This is a genomic window from Candidatus Epulonipiscium viviparus (assembly GCF_030708075.1).
In the GTDB taxonomy this organism is placed as follows: Bacteria; Bacillota; Clostridia; order Lachnospirales; family Cellulosilyticaceae; genus Epulonipiscioides; species Epulonipiscioides viviparus.
On sequence record NZ_CP117982.1, the window covers coordinates 2,844,672 to 2,866,069 of the forward strand.

Annotated in this window: 19 protein-coding genes; 1 reads left to right on the top strand and 18 read right to left on the bottom strand. The window is 34.0% G+C overall.

Annotation, left to right across the window (positions count from 1 at the left end; genetic code table 11):
- Together cysC (PCY70_RS12170) and PCY70_RS12175 are read right to left on the bottom strand one after the other, a co-directional pair.
- The coding region (gene cysC / locus PCY70_RS12170; RefSeq protein WP_330696999.1) for an adenylyl-sulfate kinase at positions 1–316 on the bottom strand (316 nt) is incomplete at its 3' end.
- Between the two features lie 28 nt (positions 317–344).
- On the bottom strand, positions 345–824 hold the full coding sequence (locus tag PCY70_RS12175) for a hypothetical protein (protein WP_305767540.1): 480 nt from the start codon (positions 822–824) through the stop codon (positions 345–347).
- 196 nt (positions 825–1,020) lie between these two features.
- On the opposite strand from PCY70_RS12175, the gene PCY70_RS12180 reads away from it, so the two are divergent.
- Positions 1,021–2,802, top strand: a complete 1,782-nt coding sequence (locus tag PCY70_RS12180; protein ID WP_305767541.1) for a DUF4422 domain-containing protein — start codon at positions 1,021–1,023, stop codon at positions 2,800–2,802.
- 102 nt (positions 2,803–2,904) lie between these two features.
- On the opposite strand, the gene PCY70_RS12185 is transcribed toward PCY70_RS12180, so the two are convergent.
- The 16 genes from PCY70_RS12185 to PCY70_RS12260 form a co-directional block, all read right to left on the bottom strand.
- Positions 2,905–4,026 (bottom strand): FkbM family methyltransferase, encoded by a 1,122-nt coding sequence (locus PCY70_RS12185; protein WP_305767542.1) that lies wholly within the window; start codon positions 4,024–4,026, stop codon positions 2,905–2,907.
- Between the two features lie 75 nt (positions 4,027–4,101).
- Positions 4,102–5,220: an FkbM family methyltransferase gene (locus tag PCY70_RS12190; RefSeq protein ID WP_305767543.1), complete on the bottom strand. Its 1,119-nt coding sequence runs from the start codon at positions 5,218–5,220 to the stop codon at positions 4,102–4,104.
- Positions 5,221–5,235: 15 nt separating this feature from the next.
- Entirely contained in the window at positions 5,236–7,053 is a 1,818-nt protein-coding gene (cysC, locus tag PCY70_RS12195; protein ID WP_305767544.1) for an adenylyl-sulfate kinase, read from the bottom strand.
- On the bottom strand, positions 7,054–7,944 hold the full coding sequence (gene cysD / locus PCY70_RS12200; protein ID WP_044149510.1) for a sulfate adenylyltransferase subunit CysD: 891 nt from the start codon (positions 7,942–7,944) through the stop codon (positions 7,054–7,056).
- Between the two features lie 12 nt (positions 7,945–7,956).
- A complete protein-coding gene (locus PCY70_RS12205; RefSeq protein WP_305767545.1) occupies positions 7,957–9,165 on the bottom strand; it encodes a putative capsular polysaccharide synthesis family protein in 1,209 nt (402 codons plus the stop codon).
- A gap of 114 nt (positions 9,166–9,279) precedes the next feature.
- The gene (locus tag PCY70_RS12210) at positions 9,280–10,188 is read right to left on the bottom strand and encodes an N-acetylmuramoyl-L-alanine amidase (protein ID WP_305767546.1); all 909 of its coding nucleotides are present in this window, start codon (positions 10,186–10,188) and stop codon (positions 9,280–9,282) included.
- 106 nt (positions 10,189–10,294) lie between these two features.
- Positions 10,295–11,266, bottom strand: a complete 972-nt coding sequence (locus tag PCY70_RS12215; RefSeq protein ID WP_305767547.1) for a hypothetical protein — start codon at positions 11,264–11,266, stop codon at positions 10,295–10,297.
- Between the two features lie 154 nt (positions 11,267–11,420).
- Positions 11,421–12,209 carry a sulfite exporter TauE/SafE family protein gene (locus tag PCY70_RS12220; RefSeq protein ID WP_010167093.1) on the bottom strand — a complete coding sequence of 263 codons (789 nt, stop codon included), beginning with the start codon at positions 12,207–12,209 and terminating at the stop codon, positions 11,421–11,423.
- A 138-nt stretch (positions 12,210–12,347) separates the two neighbouring features.
- Complete coding sequence (locus PCY70_RS12225; RefSeq protein WP_305767548.1) at positions 12,348–14,354, bottom strand: nucleotidyl transferase family protein; 2,007 nt, start codon at positions 14,352–14,354, stop codon at positions 12,348–12,350.
- A 128-nt stretch (positions 14,355–14,482) separates the two neighbouring features.
- The gene (gene spo0A / locus PCY70_RS12230) at positions 14,483–15,298 is read right to left on the bottom strand and encodes a sporulation transcription factor Spo0A (protein WP_010167090.1); all 816 of its coding nucleotides are present in this window, start codon (positions 15,296–15,298) and stop codon (positions 14,483–14,485) included.
- Positions 15,299–15,441: 143 nt separating this feature from the next.
- Positions 15,442–16,650 (bottom strand): threonine ammonia-lyase, encoded by a 1,209-nt coding sequence (gene ilvA / locus PCY70_RS12235; RefSeq protein ID WP_029487999.1) that lies wholly within the window; start codon positions 16,648–16,650, stop codon positions 15,442–15,444.
- Between the two features lie 58 nt (positions 16,651–16,708).
- Positions 16,709–17,248: a rubrerythrin gene (gene rbr, locus PCY70_RS12240; protein WP_010167086.1), complete on the bottom strand. Its 540-nt coding sequence runs from the start codon at positions 17,246–17,248 to the stop codon at positions 16,709–16,711.
- Positions 17,249–17,326: 78 nt separating this feature from the next.
- A complete protein-coding gene (locus PCY70_RS12245) occupies positions 17,327–19,054 on the bottom strand; it encodes a hypothetical protein (protein WP_305767549.1) in 1,728 nt (575 codons plus the stop codon).
- Positions 19,055–19,336: 282 nt separating this feature from the next.
- Positions 19,337–19,579 carry a hypothetical protein gene (locus PCY70_RS12250; RefSeq protein ID WP_305767550.1) on the bottom strand — a complete coding sequence of 81 codons (243 nt, stop codon included), beginning with the start codon at positions 19,577–19,579 and terminating at the stop codon, positions 19,337–19,339.
- Complete coding sequence (locus tag PCY70_RS12255; protein ID WP_305767551.1) at positions 19,507–20,226, bottom strand: hypothetical protein; 720 nt, start codon at positions 20,224–20,226, stop codon at positions 19,507–19,509. Before PCY70_RS12255 ends, PCY70_RS12250 begins: the two co-directional genes overlap by 73 nt.
- A 107-nt stretch (positions 20,227–20,333) precedes the next feature.
- Positions 20,334–21,320 (bottom strand): hypothetical protein, encoded by a 987-nt coding sequence (locus tag PCY70_RS12260; RefSeq protein WP_305767552.1) that lies wholly within the window; start codon positions 21,318–21,320, stop codon positions 20,334–20,336.
- Positions 21,321–21,398: the final 78 nt, after the last annotated feature.

Here is a 21,398-nt window from a genome sequence, read left to right on the forward strand (position 1 = left end):
TAATTTCACCCTGTCTAGCTTTTTGATACAACCCTTTAGTATCTCGTTTTTCGCACTCTTCTAAAGAAGTATTAACGTAGATTTCAACAAAGTCTTTGCCTATAATGTTCTTAGCATTCTCTCGATCTTTTTCAAAAGGTGAAATTGCGGCAACTAATACAATGATACCTGCATCATTTAATAGCTTGCTCACTTCTGGAATTCGACGAATATTTTCTACTCTATCCTCCTCTGAAAATCCCAGGTTATTATTTAGACCGATTCTAATGTTATCGCCATCTAATAGCATGGTATGTTTTCCAAAAACTGCTAACATTTTCTCCAAAGCATTTGCGAGAGTAGATTTACCTGGTAGCTATCTTAATATAATTTGCTCGTGGTTGATCACTTCGATATATATCACAGAAATCGATGCGGTTGAATGTGACCATAACTCCGTCGATAGTATTGTGTGTAGCAACTTCCCAATCGTCTTCAGTATTATTTCGAGACAGGCGGATGTCGATCCATTCTGGTAATGTACTCAGTTTCACACGGGGCATAGTAGTTGTAGTTGCTGTTACCTGATAAAATCCAGAATATTCCTCGTTTGCCAGAGCACCTGCTATTATAATCTCATCTTCATGAGCAATTTCACAAGATACAACCCAGCCAACAGGTTTAGCATATTTGTGGACCCATCTGCTATAAAATACATGAACATGACCATCTTCGCCATAAATTGGAGCACAGCCCCAAACTCTATAAAGAGGTGTTTCGAGAATTCTAGTTATTTCTGTTAAGCTTTTGCAGAACTCGCTTTCTACATGCTCAGGTTGCTTCATTACATGACATGTTCTGGTTTTTTCATGACATTTACTCCTTAAAAGAAAAATTATAAGTATAGTTTTAACCAATTTTTTGCCATTTATACAAAAAAATAATTTATTGTAAATAAGCGATCGCTATTAATGTGTATAATTATTATGATATTAACCATAATAATTAATATGAATTTCATTATAGAAAGGAATTGGATGAATGTTAGATATTAAAATATTTGTAGCGCATACGCAAGAGAATAGTATTACGGTGGAAAACCCACTATATCAAAATATTATAACGCAGTCGACAGGTGAGACGAAATTTATTAGAGACAGCGAAGGGAACAACATTTCGAACAAGTACGATAAATACCAGTATTTAACAGTGCAATACTGGGCATGGAAGAACGCAGAAGCAGACTATTACGGGCTAGGAATGGAAAACAAGTACCTAAGTTTTTCGAAGAGTAATATTCGTAATAACGCCAAAACTGATTTTGTATATCCGGCTCTATACTTCGATGAACATCCGACAATAGACCCACCGATTAAATTTGAGTATCTCAATAAACAAGTGATTGAGAAGTTAAATTTATTTGAGCAACCGATGCGAGAACTGATAGAGCAGCACGACATGATAATCACCTCACCAGTGGAGTGGGATATAGCGGTGATGGATCAGTTTGAAATTCCTTCTATCTTCGATAACAAGCTAGAGGCAGTGTTGAATATTATCAAGGTAACGAGTCCAGAAATGGCATTAGTAGCCGAGGAGTATTTGAAAGGGCGCATATACTATCCGGGATCTTTATATATTATGAAGAAAGAGCTATTTCATGAGTATTGTAACTGGAGTTTTAAAATATTAGAGGAGTTAGAGAATCAGACAGACTTTAGCAATTATTCTGTAGAAGGGTTAAAAATGCTATATCATGTAAGTGAACGATTGCTAGGAATATACTATAGTTATATAAAGAAGCAAGGCAAATATAGATTAGCCGAGCTCGACTGGTGCGAGGTGGAGCATGTAGCTGTAGAAGAAGAGGTGATGCCGGCATTTGCAGATACATCAGACTGTATAGTATTAACAACAGATGATAGGTTCATCATCGGTGCTGCGGCAACTTTGATATCACTGGTCAAAACTTCCAATGTAAATAATAACTATGACATCATCATCTTTCATAAGGATTTATCGGAGAAGTCCAAAAACTTGTTGCGTAATGTCGTTGTGCAGCGCATTAACTTTAGTCTTAGATTCTACGATGTTGGTTATGAAATGAGTACTTATAATGTTTATAAGCCCGGTAATTATTGGCAACCATGCGTATACTTTAAATTATTAATTCCTTCTATAATGCATAATTATAAAAAAAGTTTACATTTAGATTGTGATTTAATCATATTAGAAGATATAGCTAATCTGTTGAGTATTGATTTAAAAGGAAACGCTGTAGCTGGATGTGTAGATAAGGGAACTATAACAACTTCTATACGCAGAACATGGGCTAATAAGTATTACCATGAAAAATTGCGTATAACTAATATTGTAGAATATTTCAATTGTGGAGTTACTGTATTTAATATAAATGAGGTTCATAAAATAACTTCTTCGGTAGAACTTTTACACGAAGCAGAAAAAAAATATCTAACTGTAGAACAAGATATATTATCCAAATCATTTATGAACCATATTTATATATTACCACAGAGTTGGAATCTAACCATAGATTTTCTAGGTACAGTAATGAATTTATATAAACAATATCTTCCTGCAAATATCTATCAAGAATATTTAGATGCAAGGCAAAAACCTAAAATAATTCATTATGTAAGTGCTTTAAAACCTTGGGATAACCCAAATTTGGAATATGCAAGTTATTGGTGGGATACCGTACGTGGAACAGAAATATATGAAATGGCTATAAATTCACAAATACAAAAAAGTTGTTCTGAAAATATAAAAAAAACAACTAAAAAGTTTATGGATACATTATAATTACGAAAGTAATAAATTGCTCCTGCTGATAACAATAGCAGGAGTTGTTTTATAATGTTTAAATTTCCATATATTAGTAGTTTTAATACTTATTTTGACTTTTTATTTTTGAACTGCATATAATACAGTTTCATATTGTTTACCGCCGCCCCCACCATAATGTCTCAAATACATAGTATATTTTGGATTGATATTCTTAAGCCAATTGGTGATAATGATTACATCTTCCAGTTTATGATAAACACAAATTGCTAATTTGGGAGCATATTGTTTAATTAATTGTTCTCCACCTTTTAGCGCTTCTAATTCTGCTCCTTCAATATCCATTTTTATAAATGTAGGAATTTCACGGATATTCGTTTTATCGTGAATAAAATAATTATCTAAAGTATCAACATGAATTATAATATTTCCTTCCATATCAATTTTAGAACATTTCATTTCCGAAGTATTATTAAATCTAAGAGTTTCTTTTTTATCCCATAATCCTACGTCATAAATTTCATAATTATTAATAGAGGATATCTCCAAAACTTGTTTGGATAATCTAGCTAGTTCAGGATCAGCTTCAAATAAATATATCTGTTTATAAATTCGATTACATTTTTCAGCAAACTCAATGGAAGTGCCTCCGTTATATACACCTACATCCACAAAAACTTCATTTTTACTCAAAGAAATAATATCTGTGTCAAAATAATGTCCTTCAAATAATATTTTAAGAATATCAATTATATTAGTTGGATCTATACCGCTAGATAGTAAAAATCCAAATATTTCAGAAAAATAAGTGTGAGATGCAATTATAATAGGTGTATCAGAATAAGTTGACAATAATTCTGCTTTAGATATTACCTTTATTCCATCTTCTGTTTTTACATTGTCGATATCACTAGGATTACTTACGCAAAATATAACCTTTTTAATATCTTTTATTGCTTCAAATATCGAGTGTCCTAATACACCTGCTCCATAAATTATAACTGTTGGATTGCTAAATTTTTCCACTTCTTTTCTTAGTGTTATTTTTTCTTCTGGATTTACAGCATCTGCTGCAGAACTCACATTTAATTTTCCTAATTCCTCAATACTTGCAGGTGTTTGTTTATATGCATACTGTATTCTTTTGTCAAAGATCTCACGTGACAAGTCATCCGCTAAGCTTTCATAAGCCGTTTTTATTTCAGTAAAAGTTATCTTAGTTGTTCCAGTTTCGTCTATCATAATATTTACTCCTTATTAATAATTTAAATAGTTTAATTTCCATATATTAGTAGTTTTAATACTTGTTTTGATTTTTTATTTTTGAATGGCATATAATACAGTTTCATATGCTGAGTTCGTACCACTACCATGATGTCTCAAATACATAGTATATTTTGGGTTGATATTCTTAAGCCAATTGGTGATAATGATCACATCTTCTAGTTTATGATAAACACAGATTGCTAATTTGGGAGCATATTGTTTAATTAATTGTTCTCCACCTTTTAGCGCTTCTAATTCTGCTCCTTCAATATCCATTTTTATGAATGTAGGAATTTCACGGATATTCGTTTTATCGTGAATAAAATAATTATCTAAAGTATCAACATGAATTATAATATTTCCTTCTGTAGTAATACAATTAGCACTACTTTGAGTATTTTCAAATTTAAGTGTATCTTTTTTATCCCATAATCCTACATCATAAATTTCATAATTACTAATAGAGGATATCTCCAAATTTTGTTTGGATAATTTAGCTAGTTTGGGATCAGCTTCAAATAAATATATTTTTTTATAATTTTGTTTATATTTTTCAGCAAATTCAATCGAAGTGCTTGCATTATATACACCAACATCAACAAAAACTTCATTTTCGTTGAAAGAAATTATACTTTTATCAAAATAATTATTTTCAAACATAAATTTTAAAATATTTATTATATGCTCTGGATGTATGCCAATAGATATTAAAGAATCTAATATTTCTGAAAAATAAGTGTGAGAGGCAATTATAATAGGTGTATCAGAATAAGTTGGCAATAATTCTTCTTTAGATATTACCTTTACCCCATCTTCTGTTTTTATATTGTCGATATCACTAGGATTACTGACGCAAAATATAACCTTTTTAATATCTTTTATTGCTTCAAATATCGAGTGTCCTAATATACCTGCTCCATAAATTATAACTGTTGGATTGCTAAATTTTTCCACTTCTTTTCTTAGTGTTATTTTTTCTTCTGGATTCACAATATCTACTGCAGGACTCACATTTAATTTTCCTAATTCCTCAATACTTGCAGGTGTTTGTTTATATGCATACTGTATTCTTTTGTCAAAGATCTCACGTGACAAGTCATCCGCTAAGCTTTCATAAGCCGTTTTTATTTCAGTAAAAGTTATCTTAGTTGTTCCAGTTTCGTCCATCATAATATTTACTCCTTATTAATAATTTAAATAGTTTAATATTTGATTTATAATTTCTTCCACACTGTTGTTTTGAGTGTCGGCAATAAAGTCGGGATTTGCTGGTACTTCATAAGGGCTAGATATTCCTGTAAATTTGCTAATTTCACCCTGTCTAGCTTTTTGATACAACCCTTTAGTATCTCGTTTTTCGCACTCTTCTAAAGAAGTATTAACGTAGATTTCAACAAAGTCTTTGCCTATAATGTTCTTAGCATTCTCTCGATCTTTTTCAAAAGGTGAAATTGCGGCAACTAATACAATGATACCTGCATCATTTAATAGCTTGCTCACTTCTGCAATTCGACGAATATTTTCTACTCTATCCTCCTCTGAAAATCCCAGGTTATTATTTAGACCGATTCTAATGTTATCGCCATCTAATAGCATGGTGTGTTTTCCTAAAATTGTTAACATTTTCTCCAAAGCATTTGCGAGAGTAGATTTACCTGATCCAGATAATCCGGTAAACCAAATTGTTTTAGGAATTTGATTTTTCAATAATGAACGGATTTCTTTTGTAACATAGAGGTTTTGCCATGTTAAATTATCAGAACGATATAATATGTGTTCAATGACTCCGCACGCTGCAGTCATGTTAGTAATTCTGTTGATTAAAATAAAACGTCCTAATTCAGGAGTCTGATTAAATTTATCTAATACCACTTTTTCGGATAATGAAACATCGCAATTTATTAAGTCATTCTTCTGTGCCTGTTCTTGTAAAATATGCTTTCCAGAATTCACATTAACGCAATAATGAATTTTTATTATAGTGGCTGGGATAACCTTGGTTCCCACTTTTAATAAATAATTTCTGCCTACAAGTAATTCTTCATCGTCCATCCATAGCAAATTTGCTCTAAATAAACGTCCTATAGTCTGTTTTTTATTTTTTGTGATTACGCATCCTCGAGAGCAATCGACTTCGCGATCCAATACCAAAGTTACAGCTTGTTGCGTATCAACTGCTACAACATCCTTATCCATTAATAAGATTTGCTTAATATCTGCTGTCTCTCCACTTGGAAATATATAAACCGCATCATTTAAAGCTAGTTTACCTTGCATAACCTGCCCTTGAAAACCTCTAAACGTATGATCAGGACGACTCACTCGTTGCACTGTCATCAAAAATGGTTTTTCTGTGGCAGTAACTGCAACATCCACTTCCTCTAAGTATTGCAATAACGGAATGCTTTCATACCAAAACATATTAATAGATAACCTTGTGATATTATCTCCTTTAGACGCAGCGATAGGAATGGTAAATAAGCTTTGATAATTAAATGATTCCATGAGCGTATATATATCATGTCTTATATTTTCGAATACAGATTTTTTATAATTGACTAGATCCATTTTATTAATTGCAAAGACAAAATTGCGTATACCCATTAGATTACAAATTCTAGTATGGCGTTTTGTCTGTCGCAAAATACCCTTTGTAGCATCAACTAATATAATTGCCAAATCACAAAATGATGCTCCCACTGCCATATTTCTAGTATACTCTTCATGTCCGGGAGTATCTGCAACAATAAAACTTCGTCTATCAGTGCTAAAATACCGATATGCTACATCGATCGTAATGCCTTGCTCTCTTTCCGCCGTAAGTCCATCTAATAGTAGGGCATAATCAATCTCATCACCCGCGCTACCCTGTTTACTGTCCTCTACTAATGCCGCTTCTTGCTCCTTAAATATCAGTTTAGCGTCGCAGAGCATTCGTCCAATTAGAGTTGATTTTCCGTCATCCACACTACCACAAGTAATAAATTTTAATAATGTATTCATTTAGAAATACCCCTCCTTTTTACGACGTTCCATGCTTCCACGAGCTTCATGATCAATAATTCGACTAACTCGTTCTGAAGATGTAGTATTTAACGTTTCGTTGATCACGCTGTCCAATGTATCGGCCGCGGATAAAGTAGCACCTGTTAGAGGGTAACATCCAAGGGTTCTAAATCGCACTGATTTTTGCTCTACTGTTTCTCCGGGTTTCAACTTCATTCTATCATCATCAATCATAATCAAATTGTTATCGCGTGCAACAACAGGACGTTCCTTTGCAAAATATAATGGAACGATTTCTATATTCTCTTGCTTAATATATTGCCACACATCTTTTTCAGTCCAATTAGATATCGGAAATACACGAATGCTTTCACCTTTATTTATTTGAGTATTATACAAATCCCATAGTTCGGGGCGTTGATTTTTGGGATCCCAGGTGTGTGTACTATTTCTAAACGAAAAGATGCGCTCTTTGGCACGAGAGGCTTCTTCATCACGCCTAGCTCCACCAAACGCTACATTAAAACCATATTTATCCAGAGCCTTTTTTAAAGCTTCGGTTTTCATAATATCCGTGTAAATGCTTCCATAATCAAAAGGATTAATATCTTTTTTAACCCCTTCTTCGTTTGTGTAAACAAGCATTTCTATTCCAGCTTGCTTGGCTATGCGATCTCTAAATTCTATCATTTCGCGAAATTTCCACGTTGTATCTATATGCAATAATGGAAATGGAAGTTTTTCGGGATAAAAAGCCTTTAATGCTAAATGCAATAAACACGAACTGTCTTTACCGATCGAATATAGCATAACGGGTTTTTCGCATTCAGCCACTACTTCTCGAAAAATATAAATTGCCTCTGCTTCTAATCTATCTAAGTGTGACATGTTCACTCACCTCTACCGTATATGACTTCTCCACCTATTTTTAAATTTTTCGATATCTGCATCAGAGTAAAAATGCTTAACATATGGTTCGTTAAAACACGCATCAAAATATTCTTGCGATATAACCAATTCTTTTTGAGCTTGCTTATATGAATCGGCTATCCATTTGTCTGCAGCCATATTACAATTCTCTAATTTATCAAAGGGTATTCCTACCCAAGATGATAATTCAGGAATAAGATTGTTGAGCTTTTCTAACTGATATACAAATACTTCAATATTTCCTTCTCTAATGATAGTATATCCTTTTTCCTTATCGAATGGGTATCTCATAATATCAATTACATTTTCGCAAAATTGAGAAATATTTTGTTGAATAAGATATGGATCCACGATATCAAGATCATTCTTTTTCATATCTGGATAGCTATATCGCATCAAGCAATTATCAAATATTTTTTGAACATCTATTTTTTCTGCCAAAGATACTTGGAATAGTCGAATAGATAAACCATTCACTCGTGAGTCGCCCATATGACTTATAAGGTGGTAAATTAACGATAAATTTTGTCCAATAGGTTCTCTTAGTCCAAAGGTTAATTTTAATTTATTATTTCTTTTTAAATTAACTTTTTTATTAAATATATATGAACTATGTGGAAACAAATAACAGTCAATATCATTTTTGTTAAAAGTATATTTTAAAGTAAAATCTCCGGTTTTAGGAGGCATACAAAGAATAATTGGTTCATTGTGGTCATATATGGATAAAAAATGATTTAAACTGAGAGTCAAAGAATCAAGATATAGAGTAATGTCATTAATAAACTTATCCATCCAATCTGTATCTTCTGGAAAAGTTGACTCCACTTTCAAGAAAACTAAAACATTTTCAGCTTCATCATATGAAACCCAATTCTTAATATTCAATTTTTTAATTAATTCAGCTGCTGCAGCATTATATGCATCTGGCAGAGCGATTTGAATCATGGTATTTTCTTCTGCTACAAGCGCTTCAAATTTAGCCTGATCGACTACCTTATCAGCATCTACCAATTTGCTCGCTTCTTGATTAGCATAATTGTAAAATGCGGTCACTTCGATGTTAAATGCTTTGAAAAGTTTTATTAGCTTGGCAGCTTCTTTGCCTACGCCGAGCATTACAATTTTATTTTCTCTATAGATCTGTAAATTGTTATCTGTTTTAAAAACGGGTATCACTCAATCATCTCCTGTCATATATTTTTTGTTAAAATATATTTTTATATTTCCACAAACAGCTATATTTTATACTTTAAACGCACATGCAAATATTATACATGTGCGTTGTATACTCTATTTAAAAAATTCTATTATGGTTTCTGCGACAGCTTTAGAGTAACTAGTTGTAAACTCACTTTGGCCCAACTTCTTAGCATCGTCGATGTTGGATAAAAAGCCTCCTTCTATTAATAATGATGGCATCTGGCTGGTTTTTAGCACTATCAATTTAGATGATGGTTTAGCACCTCGATTGAACATTCCAGTATATTCCACAATTTTCTCAATCATTGCTTCTGCCATAAGTTTGGATGTTGTATCATCTTCGCTCGGAAAATAGAATACTTCGCTGCCATTTGGGATGTCGCTGGTATGAGAATTATTATGCACACTCACAAATAAATGCGCACCTATTTCGTTTGCTAAATCAGTTCGATAAGTTAATGCTAATGTCTCATCTAATTCTCTAGTCATATAGATCTTAATATCTGAATTTGTTTCGATAAAATCCTTAATGGCAAATGCATGCTCAGTATTTAGCTCCTTTTCTATCAAGCCATTGCCTAAAGTTCCAGGATCATTTCCACCATGACCTATATCTAAAACTAGTATTTTAGCATATTTTTCTTCTGGGCGAACAATTTCTAAATTCAATCCACTTGCTGTTTCTGTTTGGTTGTATGCACATATCTGATTGCTTTTTATAATCAACTGAGTTGTTTTATCATTCAATATTTCTATCTCTCTAATATTATCGCTGTTTACTTGCAATTTTGTAGATGCATATGCAGCAGAATAGTCCGCTCCCAAATCTATAATAATCTCTCGTTCTTTATAGTTATCTATGATTTCTATAATGGATTTATTATACTGAGTTAATAGCAACATATTTGATTCTTTGTCAATAATCAGCGGTTTGGTAGATTTATTTATGCCTGCTTTTGAAATTAACTCTATATCTATTAAAGGTTTTTGTACAATCATTTTCTGAGATAATTCTATTTCTTCTGTTGTAATTGTATTATCGTCCTTCGTTGCATTATCATCGGTTGATGCATTATCAGTGGTTATCAGTGGTTATGCAGTGGTATCATGTTGTTATCAGCGGTGATGATGTGTTATCAGCGGTTGACGAATTATCAGCAGTTGATGTATTATCGCCAGCTATTGTATTCTCGTTCACCGTTGCATTTGGTGCTTCTACTGTTGGTGCTTCTAAAGGTATTTCTCCAAAAAATGCCTCTCCTATTTCTTCTTGAACTTTTTGGAACCTAATAAATAATGCTCCTTCAGTTTCTTCAAATTGATAATTAAAATTGGTCTTCTTCAAATCAACCTCTATTTCGAGTCCACCCATAGCATTATCTACCTTGATTGTATTTATATAATCTCCTTTAAAGTTTGCCCATCGTTGCTTTGTATCTAAATAATTATGCGGAACTTTGATCCTTAACTTTTCGGCTTCGTCATATATATTCAAATTTACTTCTGTACTTTTAATTCCATTTAATACCAAATAGTCTCCTGCTGAATCTGTGCCTGCAACAATTGCATCAATGGGTTTGCCATAAAATTGTACTATTATTTCATCTCGATTATCGCTTATAATTGTTTCTACATGCGCTTCTCTTTTTAGTGTAAATGCTATAGTTGTAACTCCATCATTATCGGAGCTTTCTATCAATTCTATCGTATCATTTTTAAATGGCATTATAGTTTGAGCTAGCAGTCTTGTGCTATTTTTAATTTCTAATATCAATCTATTATCTTCGCTGCGTGTTGTAACATCGCTAACTTCTCCGTCTATCAATACGCTTACCAAATCCCCGTTATTTTGTTCTAGCATTTCGATTGCTCTCACTATGGCTCTATCACTTTTATTAGGTTCTATATTATTCTTTATTGTTATATCAGATCCTATATAAAACTCTTTGGCTCCATGTAAATTTTGCAAAAACTCTCCTAATGTATTATAATTACCCGAATCATTATATGTAATATTCATACCATTAGTTGTGATAGGCAATAAACTAAATATAGCTAACACCAAATATTTTTTCAAAAGTATCTCCTCCTTGTAGTTCTTTATCTAATTGTATATGGCTATTATGATCCTTTCTGTGAATTTTATAACACTAAAAAATAGAAATAGCATAATTGTGATTTATTGGAAATTTACCAACAAAAAAACTGCCCATCAAGTGAGCAGTCTCTTCTTAAATAGTTGCGACCCTTACTATATTAATAATATTAAGGCAGATGACAACTATCATTATTAAACTAAATAGCTTTTCTACTTGCTTACTTGTAAGTTTTTTGCTAAATTTATCTCCTAGAAAACCTCCTGCAATACCACCAAATATCATATACGGGGCAGTACTTAAATCATATGCTCCAAACCCTACTGTAAATAAAGTAGTTCCTAAAGTTGATATTTGTGAAAAGAATATGGTAAATATGGAATATATTGCTGCATCTTTGGCATTGCAAGAAAATAGAATTATTATTAATGCTACATTTACAGGTCCTCCACCTATACCCAAAAAAGCTGATATAGTACCCATAACTATTCCTGCTGTTAAACATATAAATATATTCGAAGTATTAAAAGTTTTGATTTTTTTCTTAAATATATTAAATAGTAAAATGCTAAACATCAATAATGCTAAAAGTACAGACTGAATAATCTTAGCATTTGTTTCGGGAATTAAATTATCAAATATATCAAATATGTATTTCCCAATAAACCCTCCGGCAATAGCACCAAATGAAAGGGATAATAATTTTTTGTATTCAAAAGTTGCTTTTGACATGAATTTTTTGGCTAGCGAAACAATTGCCATCGAAAATACTGTACACGATGAAAGTATCCCTATAGTTGCCATATCGTAATGACCAAAAAAATCAAGAACTGGCTTAATGATTACTCCGCCACCAAGCCCGGATATAGCACCTACTGTCGAAGCTGATAAACCAATAAGCAAATATAAAATTCCTATTTCCATGTATCTCTCTCCTTTTTTATTTCTAATTATAACAAATTGCCCCATGATTGTAAAGCTTATATATTGACATAGAGTATTTTTGTGTTTGATTTTTAATAATTTTGATATAAAAAAAAGCACTAGTTATTCTAGTGCCTTTTAACGCTTATGCTTTTTAATTAAAAATTCTACTGTAGGTTGAGGTACCAACTTTTCTAATAATTCATAAGCTTCCTCAAGAACGCATCTTCTAACTTTTGAGGCGCTAATCACTTCATCGTCTATTTCTTTTCTAGGAATCTCAATTACTTCGATATTATACTTAGGCAACATTTTTTTCATTTCTGCATTATAGTTGCTGGTCACGGCACAATAGGGTTCCTCGCCCACAAATCTTTTGGTGATATTCAATTCGGGTGCAATCTTGAGGCAAAAAATTCCGAGATCGACATCTGGACCAGAAATAACGTCACCTTTTATAATCGTCTCTTTGGAAAAATATGAAGGGAAAGTCCTTTGAGAAATAATAAAGTTTCCACTTGGTATAATAATGACATTGTTTAAGTCCTTGCAATTTTCTTGAACTAAGGCAAAACGTTCTTCAAACGTATAAACCGACTTATTCTCTTCCACAACAAATATATATAATAAGTCCACTTGGCTAGCGGCATACTCTATGACATACCTATGCCCGAATGTGAATGGATTGCAATTTACCACTATGCTACCTATATTTGCAAGGTCGTTGTATATGGCATTACTGGATTTGAGTATTCCTTTAACATATTGATCTAATTGAGCGTATACTTCATTTGTTAGCATAATTTTTAATTCATCGTCTATATGAGCTTGTTGCCATTGTTTAGTCGATTGATCAAATTTCTTTTTACTGTCGTTAACAAATATTTCATCAAACATAAGTTGTGCAATTCGGGTATGAGCTTTTGGGGTATAATGTGCACTATCTATAAAAATTTTATTATTCATTTCTATATCAGAAAACATAGAGCTTAAGTCAATATAATGAATTTCATGGATCAAGCATATAGATTTAACAATATTAGCTGCTTGACGAGTTAATTGATGAAAATATTGTATAGTTTCAGAAGTTATCAACTGTTCTTTATTACTGACTTTAAAATATCTATACAAATCGAATTCGTTTTGAGTTAAATTTGGTTTATCAAATATTGTTTGCCAATATAAAAAATATAACTCAGCTCCATATTGATTACAATACAATTTTATTTCTTTCACAAGGTTCATTGAATGTAATAGATATTCATAGTCATATATAGATTGAAACTTATTTGTTCCGGGTAATATAACTATATCGCCCTTAATTAATTTTATATTTTTTAATGCAACAAATAGAGTCATTATATTAGTCCTAAAACTGTTGTGATTAGGCTGCGAATAATTATGGACTTTATAATCATAATCATGTGCATCTACTAATAATTGTAGTTGACTAGGTATAGTATATCTATCTTCAACGCCTACTCCTCTAATGCGAGAATATCCCAATACATATATATTATTAGTATACTTCCTTTTACTACAAATTGTTTTTCTCAATCCATTCTCGCTATTCCAATACTTTGTTTTAATCTCAGGGTACGTATATATTCCAAAAGTATTCATAGTATATTCTGGCTCAATATTTATTTCGCTTAAATATGCATATGGATTTTTGTTGAAGTCTTCTATATGGTTATATCCTTCGAAAATAAACGGATTAATGAGTACTCTTTTTGCTCTTCTAAATCCATATTTATCTATATTTAAATCATAATGTATCATAGAAAAAAGATTAAATACAATATTTTCATTATCAGCTAATTGTCGTATTAATTTATTTTCTATTTTAACCGATTCTTCTACATCTAAAGTCGCTATTAAAATATTAAATGTTGCATCATTAAATTTCAAAAGCATTTTCTTGAAACTGGCTAGTGTAATAACAGTTATATTATCTATTTTGTCAATTGAACTAGCTTTTTTATCTATAAAAAAATTTACCTTAGGTACAACTCCACATCGTTTTTGATCAAAACCCTTATATACTTGCTGCCCTACTTCACCTGCACCATAAATTACCACGATACTTTCTTTAAGGTATAATGGTAGCAAAAAATCATCTTCGCTAGTTAATATATTTATCATGGTTATACCTCCGTCTTAATTTTAGTTTTAGTGTTTCCTAAATTATATTCAAATATGTACTTTCTCTCAAATAGGAACCATCACACTGACACCATATCAGCATAATGGCTCCAATTTGACTTGAGCCATTATGAAACTTGCATTTGAAGTCTAAGCTTATCGGCAATAAGAGCAACAAATTCGGAATTGGTAGGTTTTCCCTTGCCATTATTTACAGTATATCCAAATAATTTTTCAAGTGTTTCCATCTTTCCTCTGCTCCACGCAACTTCTATGGCATGTCTGATTGCTCTTTCTACTCTACTAGGTGTTGTATTATACCTCTTAGCAATGGACGGATATAACTGCTTAGTAATTGAATTTAGAATATCCATATCATTTATGGCCATAATGATGGCATCTCGCAAGTATTGGTATCCCTTAATATGTGCCGGAATGCCTATCTCATGAATAATACTAGTTACTTCTGTTTCTAACGTAAATTTTGATATGCGTTCTTTTTCTTCTTTATTGTCTTCTTTAATAAGATTTTGATTTTGCGGCATATTATACATGTCTTGCATATTCATAAGTTGTTTTATTCGCAACACTAACGCATCTAAATCAAATGGCTTCACAATATAATATTCAGCCCCCAAAGCAAGTGCACGACCTGTGATCTTGTCCTGGCCAACGGCAGATAACATAATCACAATTGGTTTTTTAGATAATTTAGTTGCTTTCAATTTTTCTAAAACACTAATCCCATCTAGGTTTGGCATTATAACATCTAATATTAAAATGTCTGGAGCAAGCTTAATTACTGCGTCATAAGCCTCGTTTCCATCATATGCCACTCCTACAATTTCAAGACCAGCTTGCTTGTTAATAAATTCTCGTAAAATGTCAATCATATCTTTGCTATCATCTGCTATTACAATTTGAATATTCTTATTTGTTTCCATTTTTAAAGTCCCCCTAAAAAATCATCTTATTTTTTACCTTATTATACTTTAAATTATTAAACTATGCAACTTATTTTTACATATTTTTTCGTAATTTGGGATTTTTTTCTACATCGACTCAAATTATTATGAAATTGTCCAAATTAATATTGAGGATTAATAAAATATCCCGCTTCCTCAAATGCCTCTTTAATCCTTTGGATATGGGCAAATCCGTTTGTTTCAACTGTAATTTCTAGCTGTACATTTTGATATTTATTTCTAGCCTTGGCTTGGTTATGTTCTAATCTAATTACATTAGCGCCAAGTTTTGTTAATAAAGTTGATACATTTAATAGTTGCCCAGGGATATTAGCAAGCTCGACCCCAAAGCAGAATATACGTCCTCTAGATACAAATCCACTATTAATTAATGCTGATAAATTAAGCATATCAATATTTCCGCCACTAATCAAACACACTATCTTTTTATCTTGAATATTTTTAATATCTTTTAACGCGGCTAAAGATGCGACACCAGATGTTTCTGCCACTAATTTATGTTTCTCTAATAATACTAAAAGTTTATCGACTATTACGTTGTCTTTAACTCTAACCATCTCATCCACATAATTTGAAATTACTTCGAAAGTTAACTTGCCAGGGCTCTTTACCGCAATGCCCTCCGCGATAGTTGCAATAGAATCTAAAGCAATCAATCTGTGTTCTTGAAAACTTTTCACCATGGCAGATGCGCCATAAGCTTGTACACCTACTATTTTTATATTAGGATTTATGGCTTTAGCATAAACGCTTATGCCACTGATCAATCCTCCGCCACCAATTGGTACAACAATTATATCGCAATCTGGCAATTGATCCAATATTTCCAACCCAACAGTGCCTTGTCCTGCCATAATCTCTTCATCATCAAACGGGTGAATAAACGTGGCGCCCTCTTGCTGCGATAACTCACACGCTTTCTTATAAGCATCATCAAAAAATTTGCCATGCAATATAACCTTGCCTCCAAAATCCATCGTTGCCTGAACTTTCAGATATGGAGTTGTTTCGGGCATCACAATTGTCGCATTAATTTTTTCGAGAGTAGCTGCATATGCCACGCCTTGAGCATGGTTTCCAGCAGAAGCGCATACTACTCCTCGACCCTTTTGCTCTGCGGTCAACTTGCGAATTTTGTTTAGCGCACCTCGTAATTTATATGCGCCTGTAGTTTGCAAGTTTTCGCATTTGAGATATACTTTGTTGCCGTTTCCACACATTTCTGAAAAAACTGGACTATACAATATAGGAGTTTTGACCACTACATCCTTAATGGTTTCGTATGCGTCTTGTATTTGTTCTATATTCATTTTTTCACCTTCGCTATATAAAACGCCCAACCAGACTTGCTGATCAGGCGCTAGTATTTTAATAATTATATGCCTTAATTTCAAAAAACGCTTGTGGATGCGAACAGACTGGGCAAACTTTTGGTGCGCTAAGCCCCTCTAGAGTATGCCCACACACTGTACATATCCACTCAACTTTTTCGTTTTTCTTAAATACACTTTTGTTTTCTAAGTTTTCTAATAATTTTGCGTATCGTGTTTCGTGTTCTTTTTCTATTGCGCCAACAGACTGAAATAATTTTGCGATATCATTGAACCCTTCTTCTTTGGCAACTTCGGCAAAGCCCAAATACATGTCAGACCATTCAAATTTTTCGCCCTTTATAGCGTCTTTAAGATTGGATTCTGTATCAGGCATGGCACCATCGTGTAGCAGTTTAAACCAAATTTTGGCATGTGCCTCTTCGTTATTAGCGGTTTCGGTAAATAGATCCGAAATCTGTTTATAACCATCTTTAGCGGCTTGCGATGCATAATAATGGTACTTACTTCTAGCTTGAGCTTCTCCTGCAAATGCTGTTTTGAGGTTTTCTTCTGTTTTACTTCCTTTTAGATTCATAGAATGCTCCTTTGACAAATAGTATTTAATATTAGTCTGTCCCTATTATACCAATTTATTCAAAAGAAATGATAATTTCTATCTATTAGAATCAATCATAAATATCGAAAGCTCATCGCTATAAATTACAATCTTTTCGCTAGAAGAATAATAAACAGATTTTACTTCGTCTAAATTTCCGTATTTATCTACCGCGTATGCAGTAACAGACAGTCTATCATGACCATACGGTAAAGAATAATCCAGGGTAATAGCAATTTCGCTATCAAACTCTGTAATCTCTTTACTATTGGTTTCTATAATAATTTCATAAGCTGTATTGCCTTTCAATGTATCTGCTTGTCTGCTATTTGCTTTTATAGCGTCTTCGTTTGCTATAGTTAAAACCACGTCTTTGTCGTCTGCGTCATGAATCAATCCATCGATCGCATCAAAATCTAAGTTAAATGTACCTAAATTTGTCTCCATTTCAAATACTGAATCTATATCGCTTAACAAACTCACTAGTGCGTTTGAATTAAACTTAACGCTAACTTTATCAGAATTTTTATGGCTGTCTACATCTATAGATAGCTTGGGTATTGTGCCGCGTACATTGGATTCTTTCATGACATCTGCTGTTGCTGCGTTAATTACATTGTTTGGAATATGAGTAATAGCATAATCCTTATATACATTTTCGTTTTCGATGTCTATCGAAACAGTGGTAATGCGTCCCGATGTAGAAGGTCTTTGAATATCAAAATCATCTAAATGTGGATCATACGTCACTTCTGGAGTTGGAAATTCGCCCGGAAAATAGACCGGTCCCAGCCCTGGAGATAATGAAGGATTAGAAATATTCGGCCCTATATAACCTGGTGGAAGCTCTGGTGTCGGAAAAAATCCATCTGTTGTTACATTTTCGTGAGGTATCGGATAGTTGGGATTGGGTCCTATGTAGCCTGGTGGTGTATCTGGAGTTACTTCTGGCGTTGGGAATAACACAACTCCGGGTGCTACATTTTCGTGAGGTATCGGATAGTTGGGGTTTGGTCCTATATAGCCTGGCGCTACTTCTGGTGTTGGGAATAACACAACTCCGGGTGCTACATTTTCGTGAGGTATCGGATAGTTGGGATTGGGTCCTATGTAGCCTGGTGGTGTATCTGGAGTTACTTCTGGTGTTGGGAATAACACAACTCCGGGTGCTACATTTTCGTGAGGTATCGGATAGTTGGGGTTTGGCCCTATGTAGCCTGGTGCTACTTCTGGAGATACTTCTGGTGTTGGAAATCTACCTCCCGACACTTCGGAAGATCCTGGCAAAACTACAGTACTTGCATAGAAACTTGAAGTTGGTGGTGCATAATACGTTTCGTTCGTAAATAGCGTCGAAGATACCGAAAATTTTTCTGTACGATTCGCATAAATCATTTTTACATACACTGATTCCACAATAGTATCAGTTGGGTATTGTATAAACGCAACATCCAGTTCATCATCATAAGTTATTGGTCGGCTATCCTCGATTAAAATTTTCATTTCGTTGCCACTGACATTTGCAAATTTGAGTGTTGTAGATGGCAAAGATTGAAACTGCGTCTTTGCATCGTCCAAATCATCGGCAAATGTAATCGTAATTTCGGCACCATACAATTTTTCGGTATCCAACAATCGAATAAATAAACCATCATTATACGTATATATCTTTGCATTAGATTGCTCTATTCCGCTATACACAAGTGCTGCATATGCTGTTGTAGCAGGCGTTGTTGCCATGGTGATACTTGCTAATAATAGTGCTGCTGCCGTTTTTAATTTCATAGAAACTACCTCCTTGAAAGTTGAGTGCAGAAAATTTCGATTATTAATACGAAAAAATTTCTGGCATTGTATTGTTAGCATCTGGTTCTACATACACTGATGGTACATTCGGTCCTACTTCTGGTGTTGGGAGTAATATTGGTTCGGACCTACTGTTGGTATAGTGTAATTTGGGTTTGGTCCACTTCTGGTGTTGGGAGTAATATTGGTTCGGACCTCTGTTGGTATAGTGTAATTTGGGTTTGGTCCACTTCTGGTGTTGGGAGTAATATTGGTTCGGACCTACTGTTGGTATAGTGTAATTTGGGTTTGGTCCACTTCTGGTGTTGGGTAGTAATATTGGTTCGGACCTACTGTTGGTATAGTGTAATTTGGGTTTGGCCCCACTTCTGGCGTTGGGTAGTAATATTGGTTCGGACCTACTGTTGGTATAGTATAATTTGGGTTTGGTCCTACTTCTGGCGTTGGGTAGTAATATTGGTTCGGACCCACTGTTGGTATAGTATAATTTGGGTTTGGTCCCACATATCCCACCTCGGCCCCACTTCTGGCGTTGGGTAGTAATATTGGTTCGGACCCACTGTTGGTATAGTATAATTTGGGTTTGGGCTCGGGCCTACTTCTGGTGTTGGATAATAATATTGATTCGGCCCTACATATGACACATTCGGCGCTACCTCTGGTGTAGGTAATACTGATCGTTCTGGAGCAGGTGGCATATGATAGATTTCATTTGTAAATACCGTAGAATATACCCAGAAGTTTTTTGTCTCGTTTGGATAAATCATTTTGACATGAATTGATTCTATAATAGTGTCTGTTGGGTATCTCACAAAAGCGACATCCAGTTCATCGGCATAAGTGATGGGATTACTATCCTCAATCAAAATTTTCATTTCATTGCCACTGACATTTGCAAAATTTAGTGTTGTTGATGGCAAATACTGGAACTGCGTCGTCGCATCGTCCAAATCATCTGCAAATGTAATCGTAATTTCAGCGCCATACAATCTGTCAGTATCCAGCAATCTCAAAAATAAGCCGTCATTATACATATATACTTTAGCGTGCGCTATTTCGTTTTTCACACTGATCGTCTGTATTTCTGAAGCTGATGTTGGGACCATCATAATACCAGCTAATAATAATGTTGTAACTAATGTTAATTTCATCTTTTTATACCTCCATAATAGTTGATTATTTATATAATTTCATATAATTCTTAATGTAGATTACGCTGCATCAGCCACAGCAGTTTCCGATGTGCTAGTCGCAGATTTTATTGATATGGTATATATCCTGGCGTGATCTCTGGTGTTGGCAACATTCCCCCAGGTCCTACATTCGGGTTTGGTCCAATATATCCTGGTCCTACTTCTGGTGTTGGCAACATGCCTCCAGGTCCTACGTTTGGATTTGGTCCGATATACCCAGTATTTGGCCCGAGTTCTGGCGTCGGAAAACTTGGATTTGGTAAGACTCCTCCCAATTCTGGTTTGAGTGTTGGTGTCGGAAAGCCTAGGTTTGGCGTCATTGTTCCGTATTCTGGTTTTACTGTTGGCATTGGGCCGTTTGGATCTACGATTACGTTTCCAAGTCCATAGTCTGGTGTTAGTGATGGCATTGGACCGTTTGGATCTACGATCACGTTTCCAAGTCCATAGTCTGGTGTTAGTGATGGCATTGGGCCGTTTGGATCTACGATCACGTTTCCGAGTCCATTGTCTGGTGTTAGCGTTGGTGTTGGAAAACCGGCAATGGCCTGAGCTCCTCCAGCTCGTGCTGCCGACGGTGTGGCATCGAGTAGATAGTCGACTCCTGTGCTTGTTGCTGTATAATTGCTATACGTTTTTGCATAACCCGACTGAGTAGCTTCTACTTTGACAGATTGCACTGGATTCTGAGCATCAAACTCGATAAATGCAACATCGAGATAGTGGTTGAATGTAATAGCATTGCCATCGCTTATATTAATAGTTGCAGTTTTGCCGTTGATCGTCGCAGATGTATTTGTAGTTGCAGGCAACGCGAAAAATATTGTGTTGGCGTTTTGAATGTTGTTTGCAAAAGTTACGGTGACTTTTGCCGCGCTAAGTCCTCCGGTATTCAATAGTCTTATGTAGAGACCATCATTATAGTTGTATAGCTGAGTTTTTGTTTCTGTAGCTTGCGATTGCGTTGCGTAAGTTTCAACTGCAGATCCAAGGGCCACCACACTAGTCATCATACTTGCTACCAATAAAGTTACTGCTAATTTTAATTTCATAATTATATCCTCCTAATTGTTTCTAATATTATCTTATGTACATATGACGCATTTCATATTCTAAATGTTGCGTTTGTA

Coding starts and splice junctions, on each gene's coding strand:
- PCY70_RS12175 (WP_305767540.1), bottom strand. CDS start 824: ATGAAGCAACCTGAGCATGTAGAAAGCGAGTTCTGCAAAAGCTTAACA.
- PCY70_RS12180 (WP_305767541.1), top strand. CDS start 1,021: ATGTTAGATATTAAAATATTTGTAGCGCATACGCAAGAGAATAGTATT.
- PCY70_RS12185 (WP_305767542.1), bottom strand. CDS start 4,026: ATGATAGACGAAACTGGAACAACTAAGATAACTTTTACTGAAATAAAA.
- PCY70_RS12190 (WP_305767543.1), bottom strand. CDS start 5,220: ATGATGGACGAAACTGGAACAACTAAGATAACTTTTACTGAAATAAAA.
- cysC (WP_305767544.1), bottom strand. CDS start 7,053: ATGAATACATTATTAAAATTTATTACTTGTGGTAGTGTGGATGACGGA.
- cysD (WP_044149510.1), bottom strand. CDS start 7,944: ATGTCACACTTAGATAGATTAGAAGCAGAGGCAATTTATATTTTTCGA.
- PCY70_RS12210 (WP_305767546.1), bottom strand. CDS start 10,188: ATGATTGTACAAAAACCTTTAATAGATATAGAGTTAATTTCAAAAGCA.
- PCY70_RS12220 (WP_010167093.1), bottom strand. CDS start 12,209: ATGGAAATAGGAATTTTATATTTGCTTATTGGTTTATCAGCTTCGACA.
- PCY70_RS12225 (WP_305767548.1), bottom strand. CDS start 14,354: ATGATAAATATATTAACTAGCGAAGATGATTTTTTGCTACCATTATAC.
- spo0A (WP_010167090.1), bottom strand. CDS start 15,298: ATGGAAACAAATAAGAATATTCAAATTGTAATAGCAGATGATAGCAAA.
- ilvA (WP_029487999.1), bottom strand. CDS start 16,650: ATGAATATAGAACAAATACAAGACGCATACGAAACCATTAAGGATGTA.
- rbr (WP_010167086.1), bottom strand. CDS start 17,248: ATGAATCTAAAAGGAAGTAAAACAGAAGAAAACCTCAAAACAGCATTT.
- PCY70_RS12245 (WP_305767549.1), bottom strand. CDS start 19,054: ATGAAATTAAAAACGGCAGCAGCACTATTATTAGCAAGTATCACCATG.
- PCY70_RS12255 (WP_305767551.1), bottom strand. CDS start 20,226: ATGAAATTAACATTAGTTACAACATTATTATTAGCTGGTATTATGATG.
- PCY70_RS12260 (WP_305767552.1), bottom strand. CDS start 21,320: ATGAAATTAAAATTAGCAGTAACTTTATTGGTAGCAAGTATGATGACT.